This window comes from Bradyrhizobium sp. SZCCHNS1022, assembly GCF_032484835.1.
Taxonomy (GTDB): domain Bacteria; phylum Pseudomonadota; class Alphaproteobacteria; order Rhizobiales; family Xanthobacteraceae; genus Bradyrhizobium.
Genome location: NZ_JAUETT010000007.1, coordinates 65,682 through 89,140 on the forward strand (window position 1 = coordinate 65,682; position 23,459 = coordinate 89,140).

A 23,459-nucleotide genomic window follows, 5' to 3' on the forward strand; every position below is an offset into this window, starting at 1 on the left:
GCGTCTCTCAGCTCTTGCCGGCGACTTCTGCAGCGTCAAGGGCCGCAGCGAGACGCTTTTCTTCGCCATAATAGCGGGCGCGTTCCCAGAACCGCGGACGCCCGATGCCGGTCGAGCGGTGCTGGCCGATGATCTTGCCGTTGGCGTCTTCGCCGACGAGATCGTAGACGAAGATGTCCTGGGTGATGATGGTGTCGCCTTCCATGCCCATCACCTCGGTAATGTGCGTGATCCGACGAGAACCGTCGCGCAGGCGCGCGGCCTGGATGATGACATCGATCGAGGCGCAGATCATCTCGCGGATGGTGCGGGAGGGAAGCGAAAAGCCGCCCATGGTGATCATGGATTCGCAGCGCGACAGCGCTTCGCGCGGGTTGTTGGCGTGCAGCGTGCCCATCGAGCCGTCATGGCCAGTGTTCATGGCCTGCAACAGGTCGAAAGCCTCGGGGCCGCGGACCTCGCCGACGATGATGCGTTCGGGGCGCATACGCAGACAGTTGCGGACCAGTTCACGCATCGTGATCTGCCCCTCGCCCTCGATATTGGGCGGGCGGGTTTCGAGGCGTACCACGTGCGGCTGCTGCAGCTGGAGTTCGGCCGCGTCCTCGCAGGTGATGATGCGCTCATCGTGATCGATATAGTTGGTAAGGCAGTTCAACAGTGTGGTCTTGCCGGAACCGGTGCCCCCGGAGATGAGCACGTTGCAGCGGCAGCGGCCGATGATCTGCAGGATCTCCGCGCCCTCCGGCGTGATCGCCCCGAACTTGACGAGCTGATCGAGGGTCAGCTTGTCCTTCTTGAATTTACGAATCGTGAGTGCGGGCCCATCGATCGCCAGCGGCGGTACGATCGCGTTGACGCGCGAGCCGTCGGCGAGGCGCGCGTCGCAGATCGGGGAGGATTCGTCGACGCGGCGGCCGACCTGGCTCACGATGCGCTGGCAGATGTTGAGAAGCTGCTGATTGTCGCGGAAACGGATACCGGTCCGTTGGATCTTGCCGCCGACCTCGATAAAGACCGTGCCGGCGCCGTTGACCATGATATCGGCGATGTCATCGCGCGACAGCAGAGGCTCCAGCGGACCGTAGCCGAGCACGTCGTTGCAGATGTCGTCGAGCAGCTCCTCCTGCTCCGCGATCGACATCACGATGTTCTTGATCGCGATGATCTCGTTGACGATGTCGCGGATTTCCTCGCGCGCGGATTCGCCGTCGAGCTTGGCGAGCTGCGCGAGGTCGATGGCCTCGATCAACGCGCCGAAGATGGTTGCCTTGACCTGATAATAATTGTCGGAACGCCGCGTCTCGACAACGGGCGGCGGAGGTGGCGGCTGTCGGATCGGCGCGAGCGGCGGCGATGACACCGCAGGCGTTGCCAGAGTGCGCGGCGCGGGATTGCCCGCGGCGGGAACAGGTTCCGGCGCAGGCGCCGCGGGCCGCATGACCCGGTTGTCGCTGTCTAATCCGCTACGCTTACCAAACACGACTCACAACTCCAGACGAGGCGCTTTACTTCGCCCTCAACTTTTCGATCAAGGGTGTCAGGAAGAAGCCCTTGGACTTCTTGGTTTCGCTGCGGCCGGTGAGCCGCTGTGCGATCTGCAGAAACATCTCGGACGTTCGGTGATTGGCGGCGATTTCCGCGATCATCTGGCCGTTATTGGCGGCGGCTCCGAAGATCTGCGGCTCGAACGGGATGGAGACGACCGGCTGGCTTTCGATCGCCTTGGCGAATTCGCCGGCATTGATTTCAGGCCGCTTCGGCACCCCGACCTGGTTCAGGCAGTAGAGCGGCACCCGGTCGTTCGGGCGGGCCGCCTTCAACAGGTCGAAGATGTTCTTGGTATTGCGCAAGGATGCAAGGTCGGGCGCCGCAACGATCAGAATGTCGTCGGCGCCGACCAGTGCGCGCTTGGTCCAGCCCGACCACTGATGAGGCACGTCGAGCACGATGCAGGGCATGGTTGCGCGCAGAGTGTCGAAGATGGCGTCGAACGCCTCGACACCGAAATCGTAAACCCGATCGAGCGTCGCCGGGGCCGCGAGCAGGCTCAGATGGTCGGTGCATTTCGACAGCAGGCGGTCGATGAAAGCGATATCGATGCGATCGGGAGAGAACACAGCGTCCGCAATCCCCTGCGGCGGGTCCTGATTGTAGTCGAGACCCGCGGTGCCGAAGGCAAGGTCGAGATCGGCAACGACGGAATCCATCGCGAGGTCGCGGGCAATCGCCCAAGCGACATTGTGCGCGATCGTCGAGGCTCCGACGCCACCCTTGGCACCGACGACGGCAACGATGCGGCCGACCGACTTGGCTTCGGGCGCCGAGAACAAGTTGCAGATCGAACGGACGACGTCGAGCGGGGCGACCGGAGCCAGTACGTAGTCGCTGACGCCGCGCCGGACCAGCTCCCGGTACAGCGCAACGTCGTTGATGCGGCCGATCACGACGACGCGGGTGCCCGGGTCACAGACAGTCGCGAGTTGATCGAGGCCAGCAAGAATGTCCGACCGTGTGTCCGTCTCCAGCACGATCACATTCGGCGTCGGCGCCGAGCGATAGGCCTCGATGGCGGCGGCCATGCCGCCCATCTGGACCTTGATATGGGCCTTGCCGAGGCGACGATCTTCGCCTGCTGCCTGGACGGTAGCGGCTGTCTCCACGGTCTCGCAGAAGGCCTGCACCGAAACGCGGGGCGCAGGCGCGATGTGATCGTCGGCCGGTGGTGGCACGACCTCCGGCTGTCCCTCGGGGCTCTGTCGGGCGTAGCTGATCATTTGCCTGTATCGCTCAGTTTGGCCTTGTCGGCTTCAGGATAAGTGATCGCGGTTGGCGTTCCCTTACGGTATTTCTCGAATAACGCGGTACGCCTTGCGGTATAGGGCGGTGTTTCGGACCGTGGCTGCACCAGGTCGGCCGGATTGTCGATCATGGCAGCCAGATTGCGCTGATTGGCGCAGCCATAGTTGTAGTAGGAGCGATTATCGAAATAGCCCTTGTTCTTGATCGACGGGCCGAGATCCTCCGGCCAGAGCCCGCAAGGGCCTGCCGTCGCCGAGAGTCTCGGATAGCTGAGGCGGATGGCTGCAAGCAGGCGCGAATCCTTGGGACGATAGTTTCGTACGACCACCGCGTGTGGCGGGACCCCCGCGGCGACAAGCAGCGATTGAATTTCCCGGATCGAATCGGCGGCGGCGCGCGCATTCGGGGTCTGCACCGGCACGTCGGCGCTGATCGCGCCGGTACCCTCATGACGCCAGCTTTGCGCAAGGCCCATGACGTCGGCGCGCTGCTCGGCCGTCAAGCCGCCGCGCCCTTGGCCGACGAACACGACCATGGATTCGTTGGCTTCCTGAACGGCGATCGGGTGTCGCAGGCGGTAATCCTCGGGAATGCTCGCTGTGGTCACAGCATCGTTCGTATGGTTGCAGGCCCCCAATATCAGGGCCGCGCCACCTAGAACGGCTGCCACGCGCAGGCGCCGGTTGCGAACGAGGGGGGCTGTTGCGGTCATCAGTGAAATCCTCGTTCCAAGCTCAGTCGGTGATGAAGCCGTAGGTGCCGCGATAGCTCCGTCCGGGCTCGCCCCGTCCGGGTACGCCGTAGATGCGGTTGATGTTTCCGAGCAGGTCGGCCTGCGGATCGGAGGCTGCGGCGAAGCCGTCATCCGGTCGCGACAGGTCCTTCGGCGCCACAGCGCGAACGACGTAGGGCGTGACGATCACCACCAGCTCCGTCTGGTTATTGACGTAATCCCGGCTGCGGAACAGCGCGCCCAAAACGGGCAGCTGCATCAAGCCGGGCATGCCGTTGATCGCCGACTTGGTCTGCTGCTGGATCAGGCCGGCCATGGCCATGGCGCCGCCAGAGGGAATTTCCAGGCTGGTTTCGGCACGGCGGGTCCTGATGGATGGAACGGTCAGCGAGTTGGTGACGGTGGAACTGACCGCCTGCGACAGCGTGATCGAATTGTCGTTCGTGAGCTCGGAGACCTCGGTCATCACCCGGAGCGAGATACGTCCCTCGCTCAGCACGACTGGGGTGAAATTGAGTGAAATACCGAACTTCTTGAAGCTGATCTGGGTGGTACAGACATGGGTCGTGGGGTCGCACGCATAACCGGCCGGGATTGGGAATTCGCCGCCGGCGATGAAGGTGGCGGATTCGCCGGAGATCGCGGTCAGATTTGGTTCGGCAAGGGTCCGGACCACGCCTGCGCTCTCCATGGCCCGCAGCGTGGCCTGCACCGAGGGGGTTGAGCCGAAGCCAGCGGTGATGGCGTTGCTGGAGACGAGGCTGGTCCCGTTCGCCGTGAACGGGTTGGAATTGTTGAACTGAACCACGGAGGTGCCGTAGTTCAGCTGCCCGGACAGGTCGATACCGAGTTGCTTGACGATCGAGCGCGATACTTCGGCGACCGTCACCTTGAGCATGACCTGGTCGCGGCCGCGCGCCACGATCGAGTTGACCACTTTGTCGGCGCCGCCGGCAAGCCGCGCGGCAAGGTCACCGGCCTGCTGGGCCTCGACCTGGCTCGCAGCCGTGCCGCTCAGCACGATGCCCTCGCCGAGGCCTTCGACCTGGATGTCCGCGTTGGGCAGCAGCTGCTTGAGCGCGGCGCGCATCCCGTTCAGGTCGCGTTTGACGGCGATGTCATAGGCCGCGATCTGTTGGCCCGAAGCATCGAAGAACACGATGTTGGTCTGACCGACAGCCGCGCCGATGATATAGGCGCGCTGAGCGGAGCGCACCACGGCGTTGGCGATCTTGGGGTCGGCGACCAGTACGTCTTTGATGTCGCGCGGCAGGTCGATCACGATCGACTTGCCGACACCAAGCGCGAGGAAGCGTGCATTCATCTGGCCGTCCGCAGCGACCGGCGTCGCCGGACGGTAATCGGCAGCAATCGCCGGCGCCAATGCCGGGCTGAGGCTGAGCGCGGCGGCGGCAGACAACGACAGCGCACGAACCGCCCAAGTCGGCTTCATCCGCTGATTTTCGTTGCATGTCATAACGGGAGTCCTCTTGATCACTTCTGTGTCGTCATCGTGCTGGGAACGCCGTAACGAACCACGGCGACGCTATCGCTGCGCCTGCGGCTCTGGTCCTCGGTGCGGTTCTCGGCGACGTTGAGGTCGGCAATGCTGCGCAGCGCCAGCGACAAGGTACCGGTCTGACGCGCGCGTGCCAGCAGTTCGGCCTGCTCCGGCTTCAGCTCCAGGGTGACGGTCTTGCCGACGACGGTGGTTTGGCCGTCCTTCTCCTTGGGGGCCTGGTCGATTGCCAGCACACGGATGTTCGACAGAATGATCTCGGAATTGACCATGTCTCCGGCATTCGGATGATCCGGATTGTGCTCGCGCTTGGACAGAATGACGTCCACCCGGTCGTTCGGCAGAATAAAGCCGCCGGCGCCGGTCTCGGGTGAAATTTCCGTCGAGACCGCGCGCATGCCGGTTGGCAGGATCGCGGCCATGAAGCCGGACCCGTCGGCCTTGACCAGCTTCTGCTCGCGGATCGGCTCACCGGCGATGAACGGCGCCCGGGCGATGTTGCCGACCACCTGATTGGTCGCGTCCGGGCGGTCGCTGCGGCGGATGAATGTGCTGCTTGCGGCCGCGGCTGGCCAGGTCTGCCATTGCAGATCGTCAGGCTTGATCGATTGACCGAGGCCGATATCGGACTTCGCGACCAGGACGTCGATCGTCTGAAGCTGGACGACCGGTGCCGCCGGTGCCGGCTTGTCGTCGGATCCGCTCGCAAGATAAGCGGCCACGCCGCCGGCGCCGACAGCGATGGTCAGGACGACAATGCGTGCGGTATTCATTACGCTTCACTTTCCACATTACGCTGGGATACCCGTGAAGCCGGCTCGAGGTTCGCTCCCTGCCTGCCCATGGCGGCCATGCGAACAGCAATCCAAGGTCTCACTGGCATCAATCTGCTGGTGTCCCGTGAGCGCCGGCATTCGCAAGAGCGCCTCCCGAAGAGGAGGGGAATGTCAGCGCCGAGACACCGGCGTCGCCGTGATGGGAGTTGAGCAGTTATTCGTCAAAGCATGGTTAATGAGGCGTATCTAAATCGCCTTAACACCGCGTTGCTGTGGCGTTTCAGTATCCGGCGAAGCGGGCGAGGTCGATGGCCTTCACCCAGCTGGTGTCCGGATAGATCATCAGCGCGCCAAGCGCGAGCGCGATGCCGTAGGGAATGCCGCTCTCCTTGGCATGCAGCCTTGCGAGCCAGGGGTGGCCGGCCAACATGTAAGGCAGCGGCCATTGGCGAAATTGCAGCAAGAGGAGCGTCAGCACGCCTCCGAACAGCGAAGCGTAGAGGAGGTAGTTCAACAGGTGGCCGAAGCCGAACCACAGCGCCGCGGCTGATGCGATCTTGGCATCGCCGCCGCCGATCCAGCCGCAGGCAAAGCAGCCGAATGCGACGATGAGAAGTGCCGCACCCGCCGCGAGATGCAGCAGCATGTCATAGGGACCCATCCCCCCCAATAGCGCGAGCACGACAAATCCTGCTGCGAGTGCCAACGAGACCCGGTTCGAGATCGTCATGGTAAACAGGTCGCTCGCCGCAGCGAACGCCATGAGTGCCGGGAACAGCAGAAGGCGGGCGATATCGAGGACCATGGCTCAGCACGTTGGTTCGGCCGGCGCGAGCGGCGCCAAGTCAAGTTCTAACGCCGAGAAATGAACGATCGGAAAACGGCCGGTCGCCAGGGGCCGGTTCGAGCCCGCAAGCCTCTCACCACGTGGCGGCGATCCGCAGCGCGAGCACGACGATGGATAGCCCGAGCGCAAGGCATACCCATTGCAGCGGTCCATCGGACCCATCGAACGATTTGTTCGTCGTTGCTACAGGCACAATTGGCTTACGCATGCGGACGCCGTCGACAGGAGGGGAAATGATAAAGGCCCCGGGATGCCGGGGCCTTTGCTCTGGTCGTGACGGCCGCTTACTTCAGCGACGCGTTGATCGAGGTGAACTTGCTGCCCAGGCTGGTGCCGAGGCCGTTCACTGCCGCGATGATCGCGAGCGAGATGCCGGCGGCGATCAGGCCGTATTCGATCGCGGTGGCGCCGGACTCATCCTTCACGAAACGAGCAAGAAGATTCTTCATATCGTAGCTCCATGTACACGTGGCTGGTCGAACTATAGCTGGTCGTTCGGCGTTCTCAGCACCGTGACCATGTGGGCACCCTAGGAGCCGACGATTTCGGCGTCGTTAATTCGATCGCGTAAACACGGTTACAAGTGGCTGTTGTTGCGCAGAGTAAATTTCCGATGAAGGGGGCATCGAAAATTTGAGGCGATGAATATGATGCGGATCGTCTGTTCGGTCGGTGCGATCTCGTACCCGGAATAGAGACGAGCTCCTCGCCGCCATCGGCGGCGGCGAAGAACGGTTACGGCTCCTTAAGCGCGAGAGAGTACGCCTTGGCAGGGTTTTGATGCGAGGCGCTCATGTCCAATCTGCCTATGGAAGTCGTTACGATGCTCGGCGAGACCATCGAGAAGGTCGTGCCGACCACGATTGTGCTTGCTGTCGTTTTCGCGGTGCTGAGCCGGTTCTGGGCATGTAATCCCGGCAAGCCGTGGTGGCACAAACGCGAGCTCGTTACCGATTTGGTGTACTGGTTCTTCGTTCCGGTCTTCGCGCGCGTGTTGCGGATCGGTCTCCTCGTGTTGGGTGCGGGAGTCATCTTCAAGATTCACGACGCCGATGAGCTGATCGCATTCTATGACAATGGCCACGGTCCGTTGGCGCAGTTGCCGTTGTGGCTGCAGGCGCTGCTGTTCCTGGTGCTCTCGGATTTCCTGCTGTACTGGTCGCACCGGGTGTTTCATGGCGGCGAGTTCTGGAAGTATCACGCCGTGCATCATTCTTCCGAGGATCTCGAGTGGATCTCGGCAGCCCGCTTTCATCCGGTGAATCTTATTCTCGGAACCATTGCGGCCGATGTCATTCTGCTGATGGCGGGCATCTCGCCCAACGTGATGATCTGGGTCGGTCCGTTCACGACCTTTCACTCGGCCTTCGTGCATGCAAACCTCAATTGGACACTCGGGCCGTTCAGATATGTTCTGGCCACCCCGGTCTTTCATCGCTGGCATCACACGCCGATGGAAGAAGGCGGCAACACCAACTTCGCCGGAACCTTTCCGATCTGGGATCTCCTGTTCGGCACCTTCCGCATGCCGGAGGGGCAGCTGCCGCTCGTCTACGGCAAGGACGAAGCGGACATGCCAGGCGAGATCGTCGGCCAGCTCGCATTTCCGTTCCGGCATTGAGGTGGTTGAAAGCTCCGCCGACGGCGGCGTGCAAATGCGGGCCGCGTTTGCGGATCGTTCACCAATTCAAGGCAGATTGCGACATCGGGTGCCGTCACCGCTGCGTATCGCTTGAGACGGCATGTTGATGCCCCGGGGTTGAGTATGTCGTTCAGTCTGTTGCGTCGCCTTGCGTCTTTGTCTTTCGGACTGCCCTCGCTTGCGATTGTGGTTGCGCTTTGGCCGGCCGCTGCGCTAGCCGATCCCGCGCCGAATGCAATCTCGGTCAACGTCGATCAGGCAAAGCTGGTGAAGCTGCCGGATCGGGTTGCGACGATCGTGGTCGGCAATCCGATGATCGCCGATGTGACCCTTCAGAATGGCGGGGTCCTTATCGTGACGGGCAAGGGCTATGGTGCCACCAACTTCATCGCGATGGACCGCAGCGGCCAGATCCTGGTCGACCGGCAGATCCAGGTGGCTGGTCCGACCGACCAGCTCGTGACGATCTATCGGGGTATCGACCGCGAGACCTACAGCTGCATGCCGCTCTGCCAGCGGCGCGTTACGCTGGGGGACGGCGACACCTATTTCAGGTCGGTCATGGACCAGGCAGGCTCGCTGTCCAGTCAGGCGAGCGGCAGCGTCGCCGCCGGAGCCGCAAAGACGAACTGATCAATATGGGGCCGGCCGGGCTTGCATCCGCATGCGGTCGTGCCGGCATGCGGCATGGTTAATGCCGACCTAACAGAACCCATCATTTAGTTCCGGTCGTGGGAAACGCTTCACCAAGAAGTTTCCGCTATTTCCTTCGCTCAGGTTGATTGCTCCAGCCGGATGAGCCGATGGTCTTCCCTACGTCCTCGATCGCGTCGTTCCATAAGGTATTGCGCCGGTTCCGGCGTAACCGCCGGGGTGCGGCCGCAATCGAGTTTGCGCTGGTCGCCCCGATCTTCTTTGCACTTCTGTTCGCGATCATCGAGACGGCGCTGGTGTTCTTCGCGGGCCAGCTGCTGGAGACGGCGACGCAGGATTCTGCTCGCATGATTCTGACCGGACAGGCCCAGCAGGGCTCCTACACCCAGCAGCAATTCGCGAACTATGTCTGTACGCAGACCCAGGTTTCGGTGCTGTTCGACTGCAACAAGATCTCTATCGACGTGCAGAGTTATCCGTCGTTCTCGAACGTCACGATCAACAACCAGATCGACAGCAGCGGCAACTTCATCAACAACATGCAGTACAATCCCGGCGGCGCAGGGGATATCGTGGTTGTCCGGCTGTTTTATCAGTGGCCCATCTACGTGACCGGGCTTGGCTACAACATCGCCAACCTGTCGGGAAGCAAGCGGCTGTTGGTTGCGACCGCAGCTTTCAAGAACGAGCCGTACTGACGAGCTCCGCAAAGGGTGGTGCAATGATCTCTGTCACGCGACCCGGCTCGCTGATCGGCGTCCGTCTGCAGCGTCTGGTGGGCGATCTTGCAACGGACTGCCGCGGCATCGCCGCGACCGAGTTCGCCTTCATCGTCCCGCTGATGCTGGTGATGTTCTTCGGCACCGTGGAGTTCTGTTCGGGGATCGCGGTTCAGCGCAAGGTCACCTTGATGGCGCGGACCTTGTCCGACCTGACCTCGCAATCGACATCGGTCAACGATTTCACCAACACCTTCGCCGCCTCGAACGGGATCATGTATCCCTACCCGACCTCACCCTTGAACTCGACGATCACCGAACTCTATGTCGATCCCAAAACGATGCAGGCCCGTGTGCAATGGAGCGTGGGGTCGGCTCCGCATGCTCAGAGCAGCACGGTCGGGATCCCCGCCGCGCTCCTGGTTGCCGGCACCTATCTGATCTTCAGTGAGGTCAACTATAAATACGTTCCGACCGTCGGCTATGTGATGGCCCAGACCGGCGTGACCTTGGGCGACGTCTCCTATACGCGGCCACGGCAATCGAGCTGCGTGTTCTACACTCCCGTCGATGGGACGACGACGACTTGTCCGAGCAGATGAGGGACGGGCCTGGAACACCAGTTCCGGACGGTGCGCAGTGCAACGAAGAGCAACGCAACAAAAAGGGCCGCGGAGAGGCGGCCCTTTGTCTTATCGGCATTCGGTTCAACCGGCCACGGATCGGACCGGACGGACGCTCAGTTGGCAGCGCGAAGATTGTCGGCTGACGACTTGCCCGAACGGCGGTCAGCTACGATCTCGTAGGAGATCTTCTGGCCTTCGCGCAGCGTGCCGAGGCCAGCGCGCTCGACGGCGCTGATGTGCACGAACACGTCGTTGCCGCCATCATCCGGCTGAATGAAGCCGTAGCCCTTGGTTGCGTTAAACCACTTCACGGTTCCCATGCTCACGGGGGTAGTCCCTTCTCGGATATCAAATGCGTAACCCAGGTACCTGGGCTGGTTAGATCGAATTTTTGGAAGGGTCGTCAGCGTCTGAACCGGCTGTACCGGTAATAGCTAATGTCGTCCGGCCGAAAATCGATTGCGGCCTATATTATGGGAAAAAAGGCTTCGAAACAATCCTGAGCTGCGCCAGCGCGCACGTTTTTTTGACGCGCCGGCCGGGGCCGGCGCGCTCTGCGAACCGATGGCGTCAGGCCACCTCGATCAACACCGAAGGGCGCAATGTGCGCCCAAAGTCTAACGACGGCGGAACTGGCCGCCCCGCTGGGCCGCCCCGCGCGGGGGACCGCCTGCCGTGCTCGGGCGCTCGTCCTTGTGACGGAAAATCAGACGTCCCTTTTCAAGGTCGTAGGGCGACATCTCGACCGTCACGCGATCGCCGGCGAGCGTCTTGATGCGATTTTTTTTCATTTTGCCGGCAGTGTAGGCAACGATCTCGTGCCCGGTATCAAGTTGCACGCGATATCGCGCGTCGGGAAGGATTTCGGTGACCAGCCCTTCGAACTGGATCAGCTCTTCCTTAGCCATGTGTCTCTCCAGATCGATAGACGTCTAGTTTGGCCGTTGGTTGCGGTTCGGGTTTGTATTCCGTCGGTGTTCAGGTCTGCTCGCGCGTTGCAAAAACGCAACGCCTTGAATCGCCCCGGCCTTGCCGCCGCCTTGCGGCGGTCGCTGGGACTCTTGGCGATTGCTGGGCAGAGAACTCATCATAGCATTGGAACGCCTGCGGCGGCGAGGGCCTTTTGCGGATTTAGCCCCTTCGTTAGCCCGCGCACCCTGCATTCCGGGGCGGCCGCTGCGCTGAGGTGCCGGCGCGGCTTCGTGCTGCCCCGGCGTGCGACGGTCTTCGCGCGGCAGTGAAAGCTTGATGAGCCGCTCAATGTCGCGGAGGTAGGAGAGTTCCTCGGCGCCGGCAACCAGGGAGATCGCAACGCCCTCGGCGCCTGCCCGCGCAGTACGGCCGATGCGATGCACGTAGGTTTCGGGAACGTTGGGCAGGTCGTAATTCACCACATGGCTGACGCCGTCGACATCGATGCCGCGCGCGGCAATGTCGGTGGCGACCAGGGTGCGGATCTCGCCGGAGCGGAATGCGGCCAGGGTGCGCTCACGATGGTTCTGCGACTTGTTGCCGTGGATCGCCTGGGCGGGAATGCCTGCTTTCTCGAGGCCTTTCACCACTTTGTCGGCGCCGTGCTTGGTGCGGGTGAAGACCAGGGCGCGGTTGACCTTCTCCTCCTTGAGGAGCTGGGCCAGCAGGGTTCCCTTGGCGGAATGATCGATCTGGATCGCGCGCTGGGCAATGCGTTCGGCGGTGGAGGAGACCGGGGTCACCGCCACCCGGGCCGGGTCGCGCAGCATCGCGTCGGCCAGCTCGGCAATGTCCTTGGGCATCGTCGCGGAGAAGAACAGCGTCTGGCGCTTGGCCGGCAGCTTGGCGACGATCTTCCGGATGTCGTTGATGAAGCCCATGTCGAGCATGCGATCGGCTTCGTCGAGCACCAGGAACTCGACCTGGTTCAGCTTGAGCCCATTGCTCTGCACGAGGTCGAGCAGCCGCCCGGGGGTTGCGACCAGCACCTCGAGGCCGGGCATGACAGCCCGGACCTGGCGGCCCATGGGAACGCCGCCGATCGCGAGGCTCGCGCTCAATCGGAGATGGCGGCCATAGACGTTGAAGCTGTCGAGGATCTGCCCGGAAAGCTCGCGGGTCGGGCTCAGCACCAGCACGCGGCAGCTCTTGGGCTGCGGCTTGATGCGGTTCTGCAGCAGCCGATGCAGGATCGGTAGCGCAAAGGATGCGGTCTTACCGGTTCCGGTCTGGGCAATGCCGATGACGTCGCGGCCTTCCAAGGCGAGCGGAATGGTCTGGGCCTGGATCGGAGTGGGGGTGTGGTAGTTCTCGTCCTTGAGCGCGCGCATGATCGCGTCGGCAAGGCCAAAATCCTGAAAGGATGTCAAAAGGGGAGTCTTTCCATAAGAGGATACGCCCGTGCCGACGCAAGGTCCGACGCGGGTGAGTGAGCGAGGAAGACACCCGCGTGTTGGGAGCGCCTGTTGTGGTTTGCTGAAATGGGGCAAGCCAGAAGCTCTGAGCGAGCTTAAGAACACGCAGCTTGCAACGACGGGCCGATTCGCCTCGTCTTTCAGACATATGGAACAGTCCTGCGCCAGTTTCAAGGGGAGCTTGGGGCGCGCTTGGTACAATTGCGGTACTCTGCTGCCCCAAATTTAGTCATTTGGAGTGCAGTGCATAAGATGACAGCAAAATGCTGGCAAATTAAACAGTTCAATTGCTTAAGCTGCGGGCACAGCGGTGCGACGTTCTGGCGCGTTTAGTCGAATTTCTCATTACGATTCAAATGCTTGTCGGTCGTGCGGGGCGTGGCACACTTCTTGCGATCCCTTGGCGCGCAGACGGCCGTGGTCGTTTCGGCCGCAAAGCACGCTGCGTCAGGGAGATCAGACCTCATGCTTACTCAATTCACTCAGGAATTATCGGCGCCGTTCAGTCGCCGCCGCTGGCTGGCCGCTGCTGCTGGCCTGGCGCTCGGCCTCGCCGGCTTCAGCTCGGCCAAGGCTGCGGAAGACACCATCAAGATCGGCGTTCTTCATTCGCTTTCCGGCACGATGGCCATCAGCGAAACCACGCTGAAGGACACGATCCTGTTTCTGATCGACGAGCAGAACAAGAAGGGCGGCGTGCTCGGCAAGAAGCTCGAGGCCGTCGTCGTCGATCCCGCGTCGAACTGGCCGCTGTTCGCCGAAAAGGCGCGCGAGCTGATCACCAAGGACAAGGTGGCGGTCGTGTTCGGCTGCTGGACTTCGGTGTCGCGCAAGTCGGTGCTGCCGGTGTTCAAGGAGCTCAACAGCATCCTGTTCTACCCCGTCCAGTACGAGGGCGAGGAGAGCGAGCGCAACGTGTTCTACACCGGCGCGGCGCCGAACCAGCAGGCGATCCCGGCGGTCGATTACCTGATGAAGGAAGAGAAGGTGAAGCGCTGGGTGCTGGAAGGCACCGACTATGTCTATCCGCGCACCACCAACAAGATTCTCGAGGCCTATCTGAAGTCGAAGGGGGTCGCCGCCGACGACATCATGATCAACTACACGCCGTTCGGCTTCTCCGATTGGCAGACCGAAGTCTCGAAGATCAAGGCGTTCGGCTCCGCCGGCAAGAAGACCGCAGTGGTCTCGACCGTCAACGGCGACGCCAACGTGCCGTTCTACAAGGAGCTCGGCAACCAGGGCATCAAGGCCAAGGATATTCCGGTCGTCGCGTTCTCGGTGGGTGAGGAAGAGCTCGCCGGCATCGACACCAAGCCGCTGGTCGGCCATCTAGCCGCCTGGAACTACTTCGAGTCGATCAAGACTCCGGCGAACGAGAAGTTCATCAAGGAGTGGCAGGCCTACACCAAGAATCCGAAGCGCGTGACCAACGATCCGATGGAGGCGCACTATATCGGCTTCAACATGTGGGTGAAGGCGGTCGAGAAGGCCAAGTCCACCGATGCGGACAAGGTGATCGATGCGCTGCCCGGCATCGAAGCGCCGAACCTGACCGGTGGCGTCTCGAAGATGCTGCCGAACCACCACATCACCAAGCCGGTGTTCATCGGCGAGATCAAGGGCGACGGCCAGTTCAGCGTGGTCTACAAGACCAAGGACCTGGTGCCGGGCGACGCCTGGTCGAAGGAGCTGGAAGGCTCCAAGGACCTGATCGGTGACTGGGTCGGCAAGAAGTGCGGCAACTTCAACGTCAAGACCAACAAGTGCCTGGGATCGGCCTCCTGAGCTGATTTGTTCGACCTGAGAAGGCGGCGGTGTCGCCGCCTTCTCTCGAGTGGAGCGGATCCGACATTCGCGACCATGCTGCGTGCTCATGGTCTTTTGTGCCACTGACTCCTGCCGGGGTTGTCCAGTGCCTGCCAATATTTTCGCTTTTCTCCGTACGCTGTGTCTGTCGATTGCATTGATCGCACTCGCGGTTCCGGCCCTTGCCGCCTCGTTCGAGGAGTCGGTCGGCAAATTCGCCACTGACGATTTCTCCGATACCGAGGAGGCGATCGGCGAGGTCGCAAGTTCCGGCAATGCGCTGGCGTTTCCGATCATCAGCGCGCTGCAGGATGAGCGGCTGATGTTCGATGCCGATACCAAGAAGGTCTACATCAAGCAGACCGACGGCAAGGCGATCGACGCCGCGACTGGCGCGGCGGTAGACGCAATTCCCGACAGCGCGTCCGCTGTCAATCTCAACAACCGTCTCCGGCGCGCGATCGATGCGGCGCTCGGCGGGCTCACCTTGATGTCGCCTGACCTATCGGCGCGCCTGTCAGCGGCGCAAGCCGTCTTCAAGTCGCACGACGAGGCTCTGCTGCCGACCGTCGAAACCGCGCTCGCCAAGGAAGCCAATCGCTCGGCCAAGCAGGCCCTGAGCGAAGCGCGAGCGGCGATTCTCCTGTTCAAGTCCGATGCCAGCGAAGCCGACAAGCTTGCGGCCGTCGCCACCGTCAGATCGCGCGGCGACCAGGACGCGCTGGCGCTCCTGACCGAGATCAGCGGCGGCGATCAGCCGGCCAGCGTCACCAAGGCGGCGACGGGCGCGATTACCTCGATCCAGAGTTCGCTGGCGATCTGGTCGGGCGTGCAGAATGCCTGGTACGGACTGTCGCTCGGCTCGGTCCTGCTGCTCGCCGCGATCGGGCTAGCCATCACCTTCGGCGTGATGGGCGTGATCAACATGGCGCATGGCGAGATGGTGATGTTGGGGGCCTATACCACGTTCGTGGTGCAGGAGGTGATCCGGACCCGTTATCCCGCCCTTTTCGACTATTCGCTGCTGATCGCCGTGCCGCTGGCCTTTGTTGTCGCGGGCGCGGTCGGCGTCCTGATCGAACGGACGATCATCCGCTTCCTCTATGGCCGGCCATTGGAAACCTTGCTCGCGACCTGGGGCTTGTCGCTGATCCTGCAGCAGGCGGTGCGTACCGCGTTCGGCCCGACCAACCGCGAGGTCGGCAATCCGTCCTGGATGAGCGGCGCTTTCGAACTCGGCCAGATCACGATCACCTACAACCGGCTCTGGATCCTCTGCTTCACCATGGCGGTGTTCGCGATTCTCCTTGCTATGCTGCGCTACACGGCGCTTGGCCTGGAAATGCGCGCGGTCACTCAGAACCGGCGCATGGCGGCTTCGATGGGCATCGCCACTTCGCGGGTCGACGCGCTGACCTTCGGGCTCGGCTCGGGCATTGCGGGCATCGCCGGCGTGGCGCTCTCGCAGATCGACAATGTCAGTCCGAACCTCGGCCAAAGCTACATCATCGACTCCTTCATGGTCGTGGTGTTCGGCGGTGTCGGTAATCTCTGGGGCACTCTGGTCGGCGCCTTCACGCTCGGCATCGCCAACAAGTTCCTCGAGCCGGTCGCCGGCGCCGTGCTCGGCAAGATCGCGATCCTGGTCCTGATCATCCTCTTCATCCAGAAGCGCCCGCGCGGCCTGTTCGCGCTCAAGGGCCGGGCGGTGGAAGCATGATGCCGCATCTGCTCACCCGCTCGCTGGACCGTGCCGCGACCAGCTTCATCCTGATCGTCGCGGCCTGCGGCATCCTCATCCCATTGTCCAACCTGCTCCTGCCGGCGGGCTCCGCTCTGCAGGTCCCGACCTATCTGGTCGCGCTGTGGGGCAAATATGTCTGCTACGCGATCCTCGCGCTCTCGATCGACCTGATCTGGGGCTATTGCGGCATTCTCTCGCTCGGTCACGGCGCCTTCTTCGCACTCGGCGGCTACGCCATGGGCATGTATCTGATGCGCCAGATCGGCAGCCGCGGTGTCTACGGCAATCCGATCCTGCCGGACTTCATGGTGTTCCTGAATTGGCCGAAGCTGCCCTGGTATTGGTACGGATTCGACATGTTCTGGTTTGCGGCGCTCATGGTGGTGGTCGTGCCGGGCCTGCTGGCGTTCTGCTTCGGCTGGCTCGCCTTCCGCTCCCGCGTCACCGGCGTCTATCTGTCGATCATCACGCAGGCGATGACCTATGCGCTGCTGCTGGCCTTCTTCCGCAACGACTTCGGTTTCGGTGGCAATAACGGCCTGACCGATTTCAAGGATATTCTCGGTTTCAACGTCCAGGCCGAGGGCACCCGCGCTGCGTTGTTCGCGCTGAGCTGCCTGGCGCTCATCATTGCATTCGCGATCTGCCGCGGCGTCGTATCCTCGAAACTCGGCAAGGTGCTGATCGCAATTCGCGACGCGGAATCGCGCACGCGCTTCCTCGGCTATCGCGTCGAGTCCTACAAGCTGTTCGTGTTCACGCTGTCGGCTTGCATGGCCGGCGTAGCCGGAGCGCTTTATGTGCCGCAGGTCGGCATCATCAACCCGAGCGAGTTCGCGCCCGGCAACTCCATTGAGGCCGTGATCTGGGTCGCGGTCGGCGGTCGCGGCACCTTGATCGGCGCCGCGCTCGGCGCCATCGTCGTCAACTACGCCAAGACCTTCTTTACCTCCGGTGCACTCGCGCCCTATTGGCTGTTCATGCTGGGCGCGCTGTTCGTGCTGGTGACCCTGCTGCTGCCCAAGGGGATCGTGGGCACCTTCAATTCCTGGTGGGAGCCGTTCAAGACCAAGCGCACTGAGGCCAATGCCGAGAGCGCCGCCCGCGAGGACGGCATCAGCGAACCCAAGCTGGCGGAGTGATCGGCATGAATGTCATGGACACAAGATCCACTTCCGCGCTGCTCTATCTCGACGGTGTGCACGTTTCCTTCGACGGTTTCCACGCCATCAATAATCTTTCGCTGACCCTCGAGCCCGGTGAGATGCGCGCGATCATCGGCCCAAACGGGGCCGGCAAGACCACGATGATGGACATTGTCACCGGCAAGACCAAGCCGGATGAAGGCACCGTGCTGTTCGACGGCACCACCGACCTAACCCGGCTCGACGAGACCCGCATCGCCGAGCTCGGCATCGGCCGCAAGTTCCAGAAGCCCACCGTGTTCGAGAGCCAATCGGTCGAGGACAACCTCCTGCTGGCGCTCAATGTCGACCACAGCGTCAAGGGCACCCTGTTCTGGCGGGGGTCGAGGAACGAGGCTGAGCAGATCGACAGGGTGCTGGAGACCGTGCGGCTGAAGGACCTCCGCCGCAAGCTCGCCGGCAGCCTGTCGCATGGCCAGAAGCAGTGGCTGGAGATCGGCATGCTCCTGGCGCAGGATCCGAAGCTTCTGCTGGTCGACGAGCCGGTTGCCGGAATGACCGATGTCGAGACGCACCAGACGGCGGAGCTGTTGAAACAGATCAACAAGGATCACACCGTCATGGTCGTCGAGCACGACATGACTTTCGTCCGCGAACTCGGGGTCAAGGTCACCTGCCTGCACGAGGGCACAGTGCTGGCCGAGGGCACCATCGATCAGGTCTCGTCCAACGAGCGGGTGATCGAAGTGTATTTGGGTCGATGAGGAACGGAGCGAATAGGGAGTAGCGAGCAGCGAATAGGGCGGCAGCGACCGCTCCTATACTCGCTGTTCGCCATTCGCAATTCGCGCAGAGGGGCGCGCTGATGCTCAAGGTCGACAACATCAATCTTTACTACGGCGCTGCCCAGGCCTTGCGCGGCGTCTCGCTTTCGGCCGAGCCCGGCAAGGTCACCTGCGTGCTCGGCCGCAATGGCGTCGGCAAGACGTCGCTGCTGCGCGCGCTGGTCGGACAATATCCTCTGGCCTCAGGCGGGATCAGTTTCGATGGCGCCGATATCACCCATCTGAAGCCCTATGAGCGGGCGCGGCGCGGGATCGGCCTTGTGCCGCAGGGGCGTGAGATCTTTCCGCTGCTGACGGTGGAAGAGAATCTGAAGACGGGCTTTGCGCCCTTGAAGCGCAGCGAGCGGACGATCCCCGACGATGTGTTCTCGCTGTTTCCGGTTCTGCAATCGATGCTCGGTCGGCGCGGCGGCGATCTTTCCGGCGGCCAGCAGCAGCAGCTCGCGATCGGGCGCGCCATGGTGATGCGGCCGAAGCTTCTGTTGCTGGACGAGCCGACCGAAGGTATCCAACCCTCGATCATCAAGGACATCGGCCGGGCGATCTCCTATCTGCGCAATCTCGGCAACATCGCGATCGTTCTGGTCGAGCAATATCTCGACTTTGCCTGTGAACTCGGCGACAATTTTGCCGTGATGGATCGTGGCGCCGTGAAATATACCTGCACGCGCGCCGAGCTCGACCCGGCCGAGATCAGTCGCCAAATGGCGCTGTAATGCGGGCGTGACGCGTCTTCGCGTCGAGGGGGAACGGATGACGGCCGAGCCGGCCAACGCGCTAGATATATTCGAGTCCAACCGCGCCCGCGGTGCCGTCCGCTTCGACGTGCGTCTGCAGGACGGCGTGACCCGCCGCGGCCGCCTGCATGAATCTGGTTCGCTCCGCGTCCGCTTTCCCTCGCCGGAGGACAACGGCCTTTCGGCCATGTTCGTCAACACGGCCGGCGGCATCGCCGGGGGCGATCGGTTCGCGATCGAGATCGCGGCTGGCGAGGGCGCGCGCCTGACCCTGACGACGGCCGCAGCCGAGAAGGTCTATCGCGCGCCGGGACGGCCTGCCGAGCTCGATATCTCGCTCAAGGTCGACGCTCGCGCCCATCTCTCCTGGCTGCCGCAGGAGACCATTCTGTTCGACCGTGCGCGCATGACGCGCCGGATCGACATCGATATGGACGAGAGCGCTTCGCTTTTGCTGTGCGAGATCGTCGTATTCGGGCGCACCGCGATGGGCGAGCAAATGCGCGAAGGTGCGTTCGTCGACCGCTGGCGGCTGCGCCGTGGTGGCAAGCTCGTCTTCGCGGAGACCGTTCGGCTCGAGGGCGCAATCGGTGGCAAATTGGCGCAGGCCGCAGTCGCGAAAGGCGGCGCTGCGATCGGCACGGCGCTGATCGTGCCGGGCGATACCGCGCTCGTCGAGCGCATCAGAGAGAGCGCGTCATCGTTCGGCGGAGAGGTCGGACTTTCCGCCTGGAATGGATTTGCAATCGCGCGGTTCTGCGCCCAAGATACCGCGCGCCTGCGCGCCGACATGATGGCGGTGCTTGGCTGTGCATCCGATGTGCCGCTGCCGCGGCTGTGGCTCAACTAGGTGATTATTAGAGAGTTGGCATGAATCTGTCTCCTCGCGAAAAGGACAAGCTCTTGATCTCGATGGCGGCCATCGTGGCCCGCCGCAGGCTCGAACGCGGCGTCAAGCTCAATCACCCTGAGGCGGTGGCGATCATTTCCGATTTCATCCTGGAAGGCGCGCGCGACGGCCGCACCGTTGCCGACCTGATGCAGGCGGGAGCCCAGGTCTTGACACGCGAGCAGGTGATGCCCGGTATCCCCGAGATGATCCACGACATCCAGGTCGAAGCGACGTTCCCCGATGGCACCAAGCTCGTCACTGTGCACGAGCCGATCCGGTGAGGCGAGTCCATCAATCTCTGTCGTCATGCCCGGGCTCGACCCGGGCATCCACGTTCTTCGATCCGAATGGTAAGACGTGGATGACCGGGACAAGTCCGGCCATGACGCTGTGGAAACACATGAGGTAAACATGATCCCCGGCGAACTCTTCATCCAGGACGGCGAGATCGAGCTCAATGCCGGCCGCAAGACGGTGACGCTCACCGTGGCCAACACCGGCGATCGCCCGATCCAGGTCGGCTCGCATTACCATTTCTTCGAGACCAATCCGGCGCTGAAGTTCGACCGCAGGAAGGCGCGCGGCATGCGGCTCGACATCGCGGCTGGCACTGCGGTGCGCTTCGAGCCCGGCCAAACGCGCGAGGTGCAGCTTGTCGCGCTCGCGGGCAAGCGCACGGTTTACGGCTTCCGTGGCGACGTCATGGGCAAGCTGTAGAATCATGCTCAGCGGCATCCGCCTCGTCTCCGAAGCCGCCGAGCTTGCGGCGCGCCGCCATTCGGGCCGGCAACGCAAAGGTCGCGGTGAAGAGCCCTACCTCAACCATCTCGCCGAAGTCGCGAACCCCTTGTCGATGGTTACCAACGGCGAAAACGCCGAGCTGGTCGTGGCTGGCTGCCGCGGCATGAATGTACGGCTGGACGCGCTGTCCCACGACGAGGTCGCCAATGGGAGGGCGACATTTTGAGGCCGGGGGTAACAGAGGCATGCGTCTTGGCTTGCTGCGCAGTTTTTGCGCCGCCAGCCTCAGCCGGAGAGGGGGATGTGCGTTGGCGGCTGTCAGAACACGGCGATACGGCGCTCCTGGTGATCGCGGACAGCGATGCCACTGATCATTTTGGCTCTCCGTTTTTCGAATGCAGAAAGGCTTCGGGGCTCGCGACGGCCTTTGGTGACACCGACGACGATCTTCGTACGGAGATGGCAACACTCATTCTCCATGACGAAACGCCCGGCATAAAGACAGTTCCTGACGACGGCAGTGTTTCGATTGTCAATTTCGAGTTCGGCTTCGTCAGTGGCTGGCGCTATCGGTTTATGTTGTCGGCGACGGGGCCGGCGTTCGAGGAGTTGAAGCGCACCGGGACTTTCGATTTCAAAGTCGGACAAGCCGAACTGACATACAAATTCGATGTCGGCCTGGACGTCGTCGCTGAATTTCAGGGTCTATGCCGTATGCCGGACAAATAGCGCGATTGAGCCGCGTGCAGTTTGAGAATTGGAGCAGGGGATGTCCGTCAAAATCAAGCGTTCCGTCTATGCCGACATGTTCGGGCCGACCACCGGCGACAAGGTGCGGCTCGCCGATACCGACTTGATCATCGAGGTCGAGAAGGATTTCACCACCTATGGCGAGGAGGTGAAGTTCGGCGGCGGCAAGGTGATCCGCGACGGCATGGGCCAGTCGCAAGTGACCAACAAGCAGGGCGCGGCCGACACCGTCATCACCAACGCGCTCATCGTCGACCATTGGGGCATCGTCAAAGCCGACGTCGCGATCAAAGACGGCATGATCAACGCGATCGGCAAGGCCGGCAATCCCGATATCCAGCCGGGTGTCACGATCGTCATCGGTCCGGGCACCGACGTGATCGCGGGTGAGGGCAAGATCCTCACGGCCGGCGGCTTCGACAGCCATATCCATTTCATCTGCCCGCAGCAGATCGAGCACGCGCTGATGTCGGGCGTCACCTCGATGCTGGGTGGCGGCACCGGTCCTTCGCACGGTACCTTCGCCACCACCTGTACGCCCGGCCCATGGCATATCGCGCGGATGATCCAGTCGTTCGACGCCTTCCCGGTCAATCTGGGCATTTCCGGCAAGGGCAATGCGGCGCGCCCCGCCGCGCTGGTCGAGATGATCAAGGCTGGCGCCTGTGCGCTCAAGTTGCATGAGGATTGGGGCACCACGCCGGCCGCGATCGACAACTGCCTTTCGGTCGCCGACGATCACGACATTCAGGTGATGCTGCACTCCGACACGCTCAACGAATCCGGCTTCGTCGAAGATACGATCAAGGCGTTCAAGGGCCGCACCATCCACGCCTTCCACACCGAGGGTGCGGGCGGCGGTCATGCGCCGGATATCATCAAGGTGGCCGGGCTGAAGAACGTACTGCCGTCCTCGACCAATCCGACCCGGCCCTTCACGCGCAACACCATCGACGAGCATCTCGACATGCTGATGGTGTGCCACCATCTCGATCCTTCGATCGCAGAGGATCTCGCCTTCGCCGAAAGCCGCATCCGCAAGGAAACGATCGCTGCCGAAGACATCCTGCACGATCTCGGCGCACTTTCGATGCTGTCGTCGGATTCCCAAGCCATGGGTCGGCTCGGCGAAGTCATCATCCGTACCTGGCAGACTGCGGACAAGATGAAGAAGCAGCGTGGCGCACTGCCGCAGGACAAGGGCAATGACAACGACAACTTCCGCGTCAAGCGTTACATTGCCAAGTACACGATCAACCCGGCAATCGCGCATGGCGTCTCGAAGCTGATTGGATCGGTCGAGAAAGGCAAGCTCGCCGATCTCGTGCTGTGGTCGCCGGCCTTCTTCGGCGTCAAGCCGGATTGCGTCATCAAGGGTGGTTCGATCGTGGCAGCTCCAATGGGCGATCCGAACGCCTCGATCCCGACCCCGCAGCCGGTGCATTACCAGCCGATGTTCGCAGCGTTCGGCAAGGCGCTGACGGCCTCGTCCGTGGTGTTCACCTCGAAGGCGGCCGCCACCGGTGGGCTCGCCCGCCAGCTCGGGATCTCGAAGAAGCTCTACGCGGTGCAGAACACCCGCGGGCGAATCTCGAAGAAGAGCATGATCCATAATGACGCGCTGCCCAAGATCGAGGTCGACCCGGAAACCTATGAGGTACGTGCAGACGGCGAGCTCCTGACCTGCGAGCCGGCCGAGGTGCTGCCCATGGCGCAGCGCTATTTCATGTTCTAAGGTCTCTCCCGGTATAAGCAGAACCATACCGGGAGGAATCTTTCGTGATCTATGTCGTTGCGACCTTGACCGTCAAACCCGAAACACGCGCCGAATTCATTGCCGCCGCCACGGCCTGCATCGCGGAGACCCGCAAGGAGGCCGGTAACATCGCCTATGACTTGCATGAGAGCGTCACCGATCCCAGCAAGATGGTGTTCGTCGAACAATGGGAAAATGCGGAGGCTCTGGTGCCGCATCGTTCGGCCGAACACATGAAGACGTTCGGTCGTGTCGCCGTGAAGTGCATGACGGCGCCGCCGCGGATCGAGGTCATCACGCCCGAGAAGGTTGATGTTCGTTAAGCGGAATATGGA

Annotated in this window: 25 protein-coding genes and 1 pseudogene; 16 read left to right on the forward strand and 10 right to left on the reverse strand. The window is 62.4% G+C overall.

Annotation, left to right across the window (positions count from 1 at the left end):
• Positions 1–7: 7 nt before the first annotated feature.
• The 7 genes from QX071_RS30595 to QX071_RS30625 form a co-directional block, all read right to left on the reverse strand.
• The gene (locus tag QX071_RS30595) at positions 8–1,483 is read right to left on the reverse strand and encodes a CpaF family protein (protein ID WP_315702936.1); all 1,476 of its coding nucleotides are present in this window, start codon (positions 1,481–1,483) and stop codon (positions 8–10) included.
• A gap of 25 nt (positions 1,484–1,508) precedes the next feature.
• On the reverse strand, positions 1,509–2,777 hold the full coding sequence (locus QX071_RS30600; RefSeq protein ID WP_315702937.1) for a CpaE family protein: 1,269 nt from the start codon (positions 2,775–2,777) through the stop codon (positions 1,509–1,511).
• Positions 2,774–3,514: a CpaD family pilus assembly protein gene (locus QX071_RS30605; protein ID WP_315702938.1), complete on the reverse strand. Its 741-nt coding sequence runs from the start codon at positions 3,512–3,514 to the stop codon at positions 2,774–2,776. Before QX071_RS30605 ends, QX071_RS30600 begins: the two co-directional genes overlap by 4 nt.
• Positions 3,515–3,536: 22 nt before the next feature.
• Complete coding sequence (locus QX071_RS30610; RefSeq protein WP_315702939.1) at positions 3,537–5,012, reverse strand: type II and III secretion system protein family protein; 1,476 nt, start codon at positions 5,010–5,012, stop codon at positions 3,537–3,539.
• 17 nt (positions 5,013–5,029) lie between these two features.
• A complete protein-coding gene (cpaB, locus tag QX071_RS30615) occupies positions 5,030–5,827 on the reverse strand; it encodes a Flp pilus assembly protein CpaB (protein ID WP_315702940.1) in 798 nt (265 codons plus the stop codon).
• 283 nt (positions 5,828–6,110) lie between these two features.
• Positions 6,111–6,635 (reverse strand): prepilin peptidase, encoded by a 525-nt coding sequence (locus tag QX071_RS30620; protein WP_315702941.1) that lies wholly within the window; start codon positions 6,633–6,635, stop codon positions 6,111–6,113.
• 326 nt (positions 6,636–6,961) lie between these two features.
• The gene (locus QX071_RS30625) at positions 6,962–7,126 is read right to left on the reverse strand and encodes a Flp family type IVb pilin (RefSeq protein WP_315702942.1); all 165 of its coding nucleotides are present in this window, start codon (positions 7,124–7,126) and stop codon (positions 6,962–6,964) included.
• Between the two features lie 344 nt (positions 7,127–7,470).
• On the opposite strand from QX071_RS30625, the gene QX071_RS30630 reads away from it, so the two are divergent.
• From QX071_RS30630 to QX071_RS30645, 4 genes are all read left to right on the forward strand, one after another.
• Positions 7,471–8,298 (forward strand): sterol desaturase family protein, encoded by an 828-nt coding sequence (locus QX071_RS30630; RefSeq protein ID WP_315702943.1) that lies wholly within the window; start codon positions 7,471–7,473, stop codon positions 8,296–8,298.
• Positions 8,299–8,442: 144 nt separating this feature from the next.
• Positions 8,443–8,952 carry a pilus assembly protein N-terminal domain-containing protein gene (locus tag QX071_RS30635; RefSeq protein WP_315728240.1) on the forward strand — a complete coding sequence of 170 codons (510 nt, stop codon included), beginning with the start codon at positions 8,443–8,445 and terminating at the stop codon, positions 8,950–8,952.
• 170 nt (positions 8,953–9,122) lie between these two features.
• Positions 9,123–9,671 (forward strand): TadE/TadG family type IV pilus assembly protein, encoded by a 549-nt coding sequence (locus QX071_RS30640; protein WP_315702945.1) that lies wholly within the window; start codon positions 9,123–9,125, stop codon positions 9,669–9,671.
• A gap of 23 nt (positions 9,672–9,694) precedes the next feature.
• Positions 9,695–10,294 carry a TadE/TadG family type IV pilus assembly protein gene (locus QX071_RS30645; protein ID WP_315702946.1) on the forward strand — a complete coding sequence of 200 codons (600 nt, stop codon included), beginning with the start codon at positions 9,695–9,697 and terminating at the stop codon, positions 10,292–10,294.
• A 137-nt stretch (positions 10,295–10,431) separates the two neighbouring features.
• Here QX071_RS30645 and QX071_RS30650 read toward each other — a convergent pair whose 3' ends face one another.
• The 3 genes from QX071_RS30650 to QX071_RS30660 form a co-directional block, all read right to left on the reverse strand.
• Entirely contained in the window at positions 10,432–10,644 is a 213-nt protein-coding gene (locus QX071_RS30650; protein ID WP_006612155.1) for a cold-shock protein, read from the reverse strand.
• Between the two features lie 291 nt (positions 10,645–10,935).
• Positions 10,936–11,226 (reverse strand): translation initiation factor IF-1, encoded by a 291-nt coding sequence (gene infA / locus QX071_RS30655; RefSeq protein WP_315702947.1) that lies wholly within the window; start codon positions 11,224–11,226, stop codon positions 10,936–10,938.
• 24 nt (positions 11,227–11,250) lie between these two features.
• Positions 11,251–12,660: a DEAD/DEAH box helicase gene (locus tag QX071_RS30660; RefSeq protein WP_315703191.1), complete on the reverse strand. Its 1,410-nt coding sequence runs from the start codon at positions 12,658–12,660 to the stop codon at positions 11,251–11,253.
• A 510-nt stretch (positions 12,661–13,170) separates the two neighbouring features.
• On the opposite strand from QX071_RS30660, the gene urtA reads away from it, so the two are divergent.
• From urtA to QX071_RS30720, 12 genes and pseudogenes are all read left to right on the forward strand, one after another.
• Positions 13,171–14,493 carry an urea ABC transporter substrate-binding protein gene (gene urtA / locus QX071_RS30665; protein WP_315728242.1) on the forward strand — a complete coding sequence of 441 codons (1,323 nt, stop codon included), beginning with the start codon at positions 13,171–13,173 and terminating at the stop codon, positions 14,491–14,493.
• Positions 14,494–14,620: 127 nt separating this feature from the next.
• Positions 14,621–16,234 (forward strand): urea ABC transporter permease subunit UrtB, encoded by a 1,614-nt coding sequence (urtB, locus tag QX071_RS30670; protein ID WP_315728244.1) that lies wholly within the window; start codon positions 14,621–14,623, stop codon positions 16,232–16,234.
• On the forward strand, positions 16,231–17,400 hold the full coding sequence (urtC, locus tag QX071_RS30675; protein WP_315702950.1) for an urea ABC transporter permease subunit UrtC: 1,170 nt from the start codon (positions 16,231–16,233) through the stop codon (positions 17,398–17,400). The genes urtB and urtC overlap by 4 nt, the downstream gene beginning before the upstream one ends.
• A 5-nt stretch (positions 17,401–17,405) precedes the next feature.
• Complete coding sequence (gene urtD, locus QX071_RS30680) at positions 17,406–18,167, forward strand: urea ABC transporter ATP-binding protein UrtD (protein ID WP_315702951.1); 762 nt, start codon at positions 17,406–17,408, stop codon at positions 18,165–18,167.
• Positions 18,168–18,268: 101 nt separating this feature from the next.
• Entirely contained in the window at positions 18,269–18,964 is a 696-nt protein-coding gene (urtE, locus tag QX071_RS30685) for an urea ABC transporter ATP-binding subunit UrtE (RefSeq protein ID WP_315702952.1), read from the forward strand.
• A gap of 37 nt (positions 18,965–19,001) precedes the next feature.
• Complete coding sequence (locus tag QX071_RS30690; RefSeq protein ID WP_315728342.1) at positions 19,002–19,835, forward strand: urease accessory protein UreD; 834 nt, start codon at positions 19,002–19,004, stop codon at positions 19,833–19,835.
• Positions 19,836–19,855: 20 nt separating this feature from the next.
• Entirely contained in the window at positions 19,856–20,158 is a 303-nt protein-coding gene (locus QX071_RS30695) for an urease subunit gamma (protein ID WP_315702953.1), read from the forward strand.
• Between the two features lie 130 nt (positions 20,159–20,288).
• On the forward strand, positions 20,289–20,594 hold the full coding sequence (locus QX071_RS30700) for an urease subunit beta (protein WP_315702954.1): 306 nt from the start codon (positions 20,289–20,291) through the stop codon (positions 20,592–20,594).
• 4 nt (positions 20,595–20,598) lie between these two features.
• Positions 20,599–20,772, forward strand: a pseudogene (locus QX071_RS30705) (phosphohydrolase); the annotation flags it as partial.
• A gap of 149 nt (positions 20,773–20,921) precedes the next feature.
• On the forward strand, positions 20,922–21,347 hold the full coding sequence (locus QX071_RS30710; protein WP_315702955.1) for a hypothetical protein: 426 nt from the start codon (positions 20,922–20,924) through the stop codon (positions 21,345–21,347).
• Positions 21,348–21,387: 40 nt separating this feature from the next.
• A complete protein-coding gene (gene ureC, locus QX071_RS30715) occupies positions 21,388–23,103 on the forward strand; it encodes an urease subunit alpha (RefSeq protein ID WP_315702956.1) in 1,716 nt (571 codons plus the stop codon).
• 44 nt (positions 23,104–23,147) lie between these two features.
• Positions 23,148–23,447 (forward strand): putative quinol monooxygenase, encoded by a 300-nt coding sequence (locus tag QX071_RS30720; RefSeq protein ID WP_315702957.1) that lies wholly within the window; start codon positions 23,148–23,150, stop codon positions 23,445–23,447.
• Positions 23,448–23,459 lie beyond the last annotated feature (12 nt).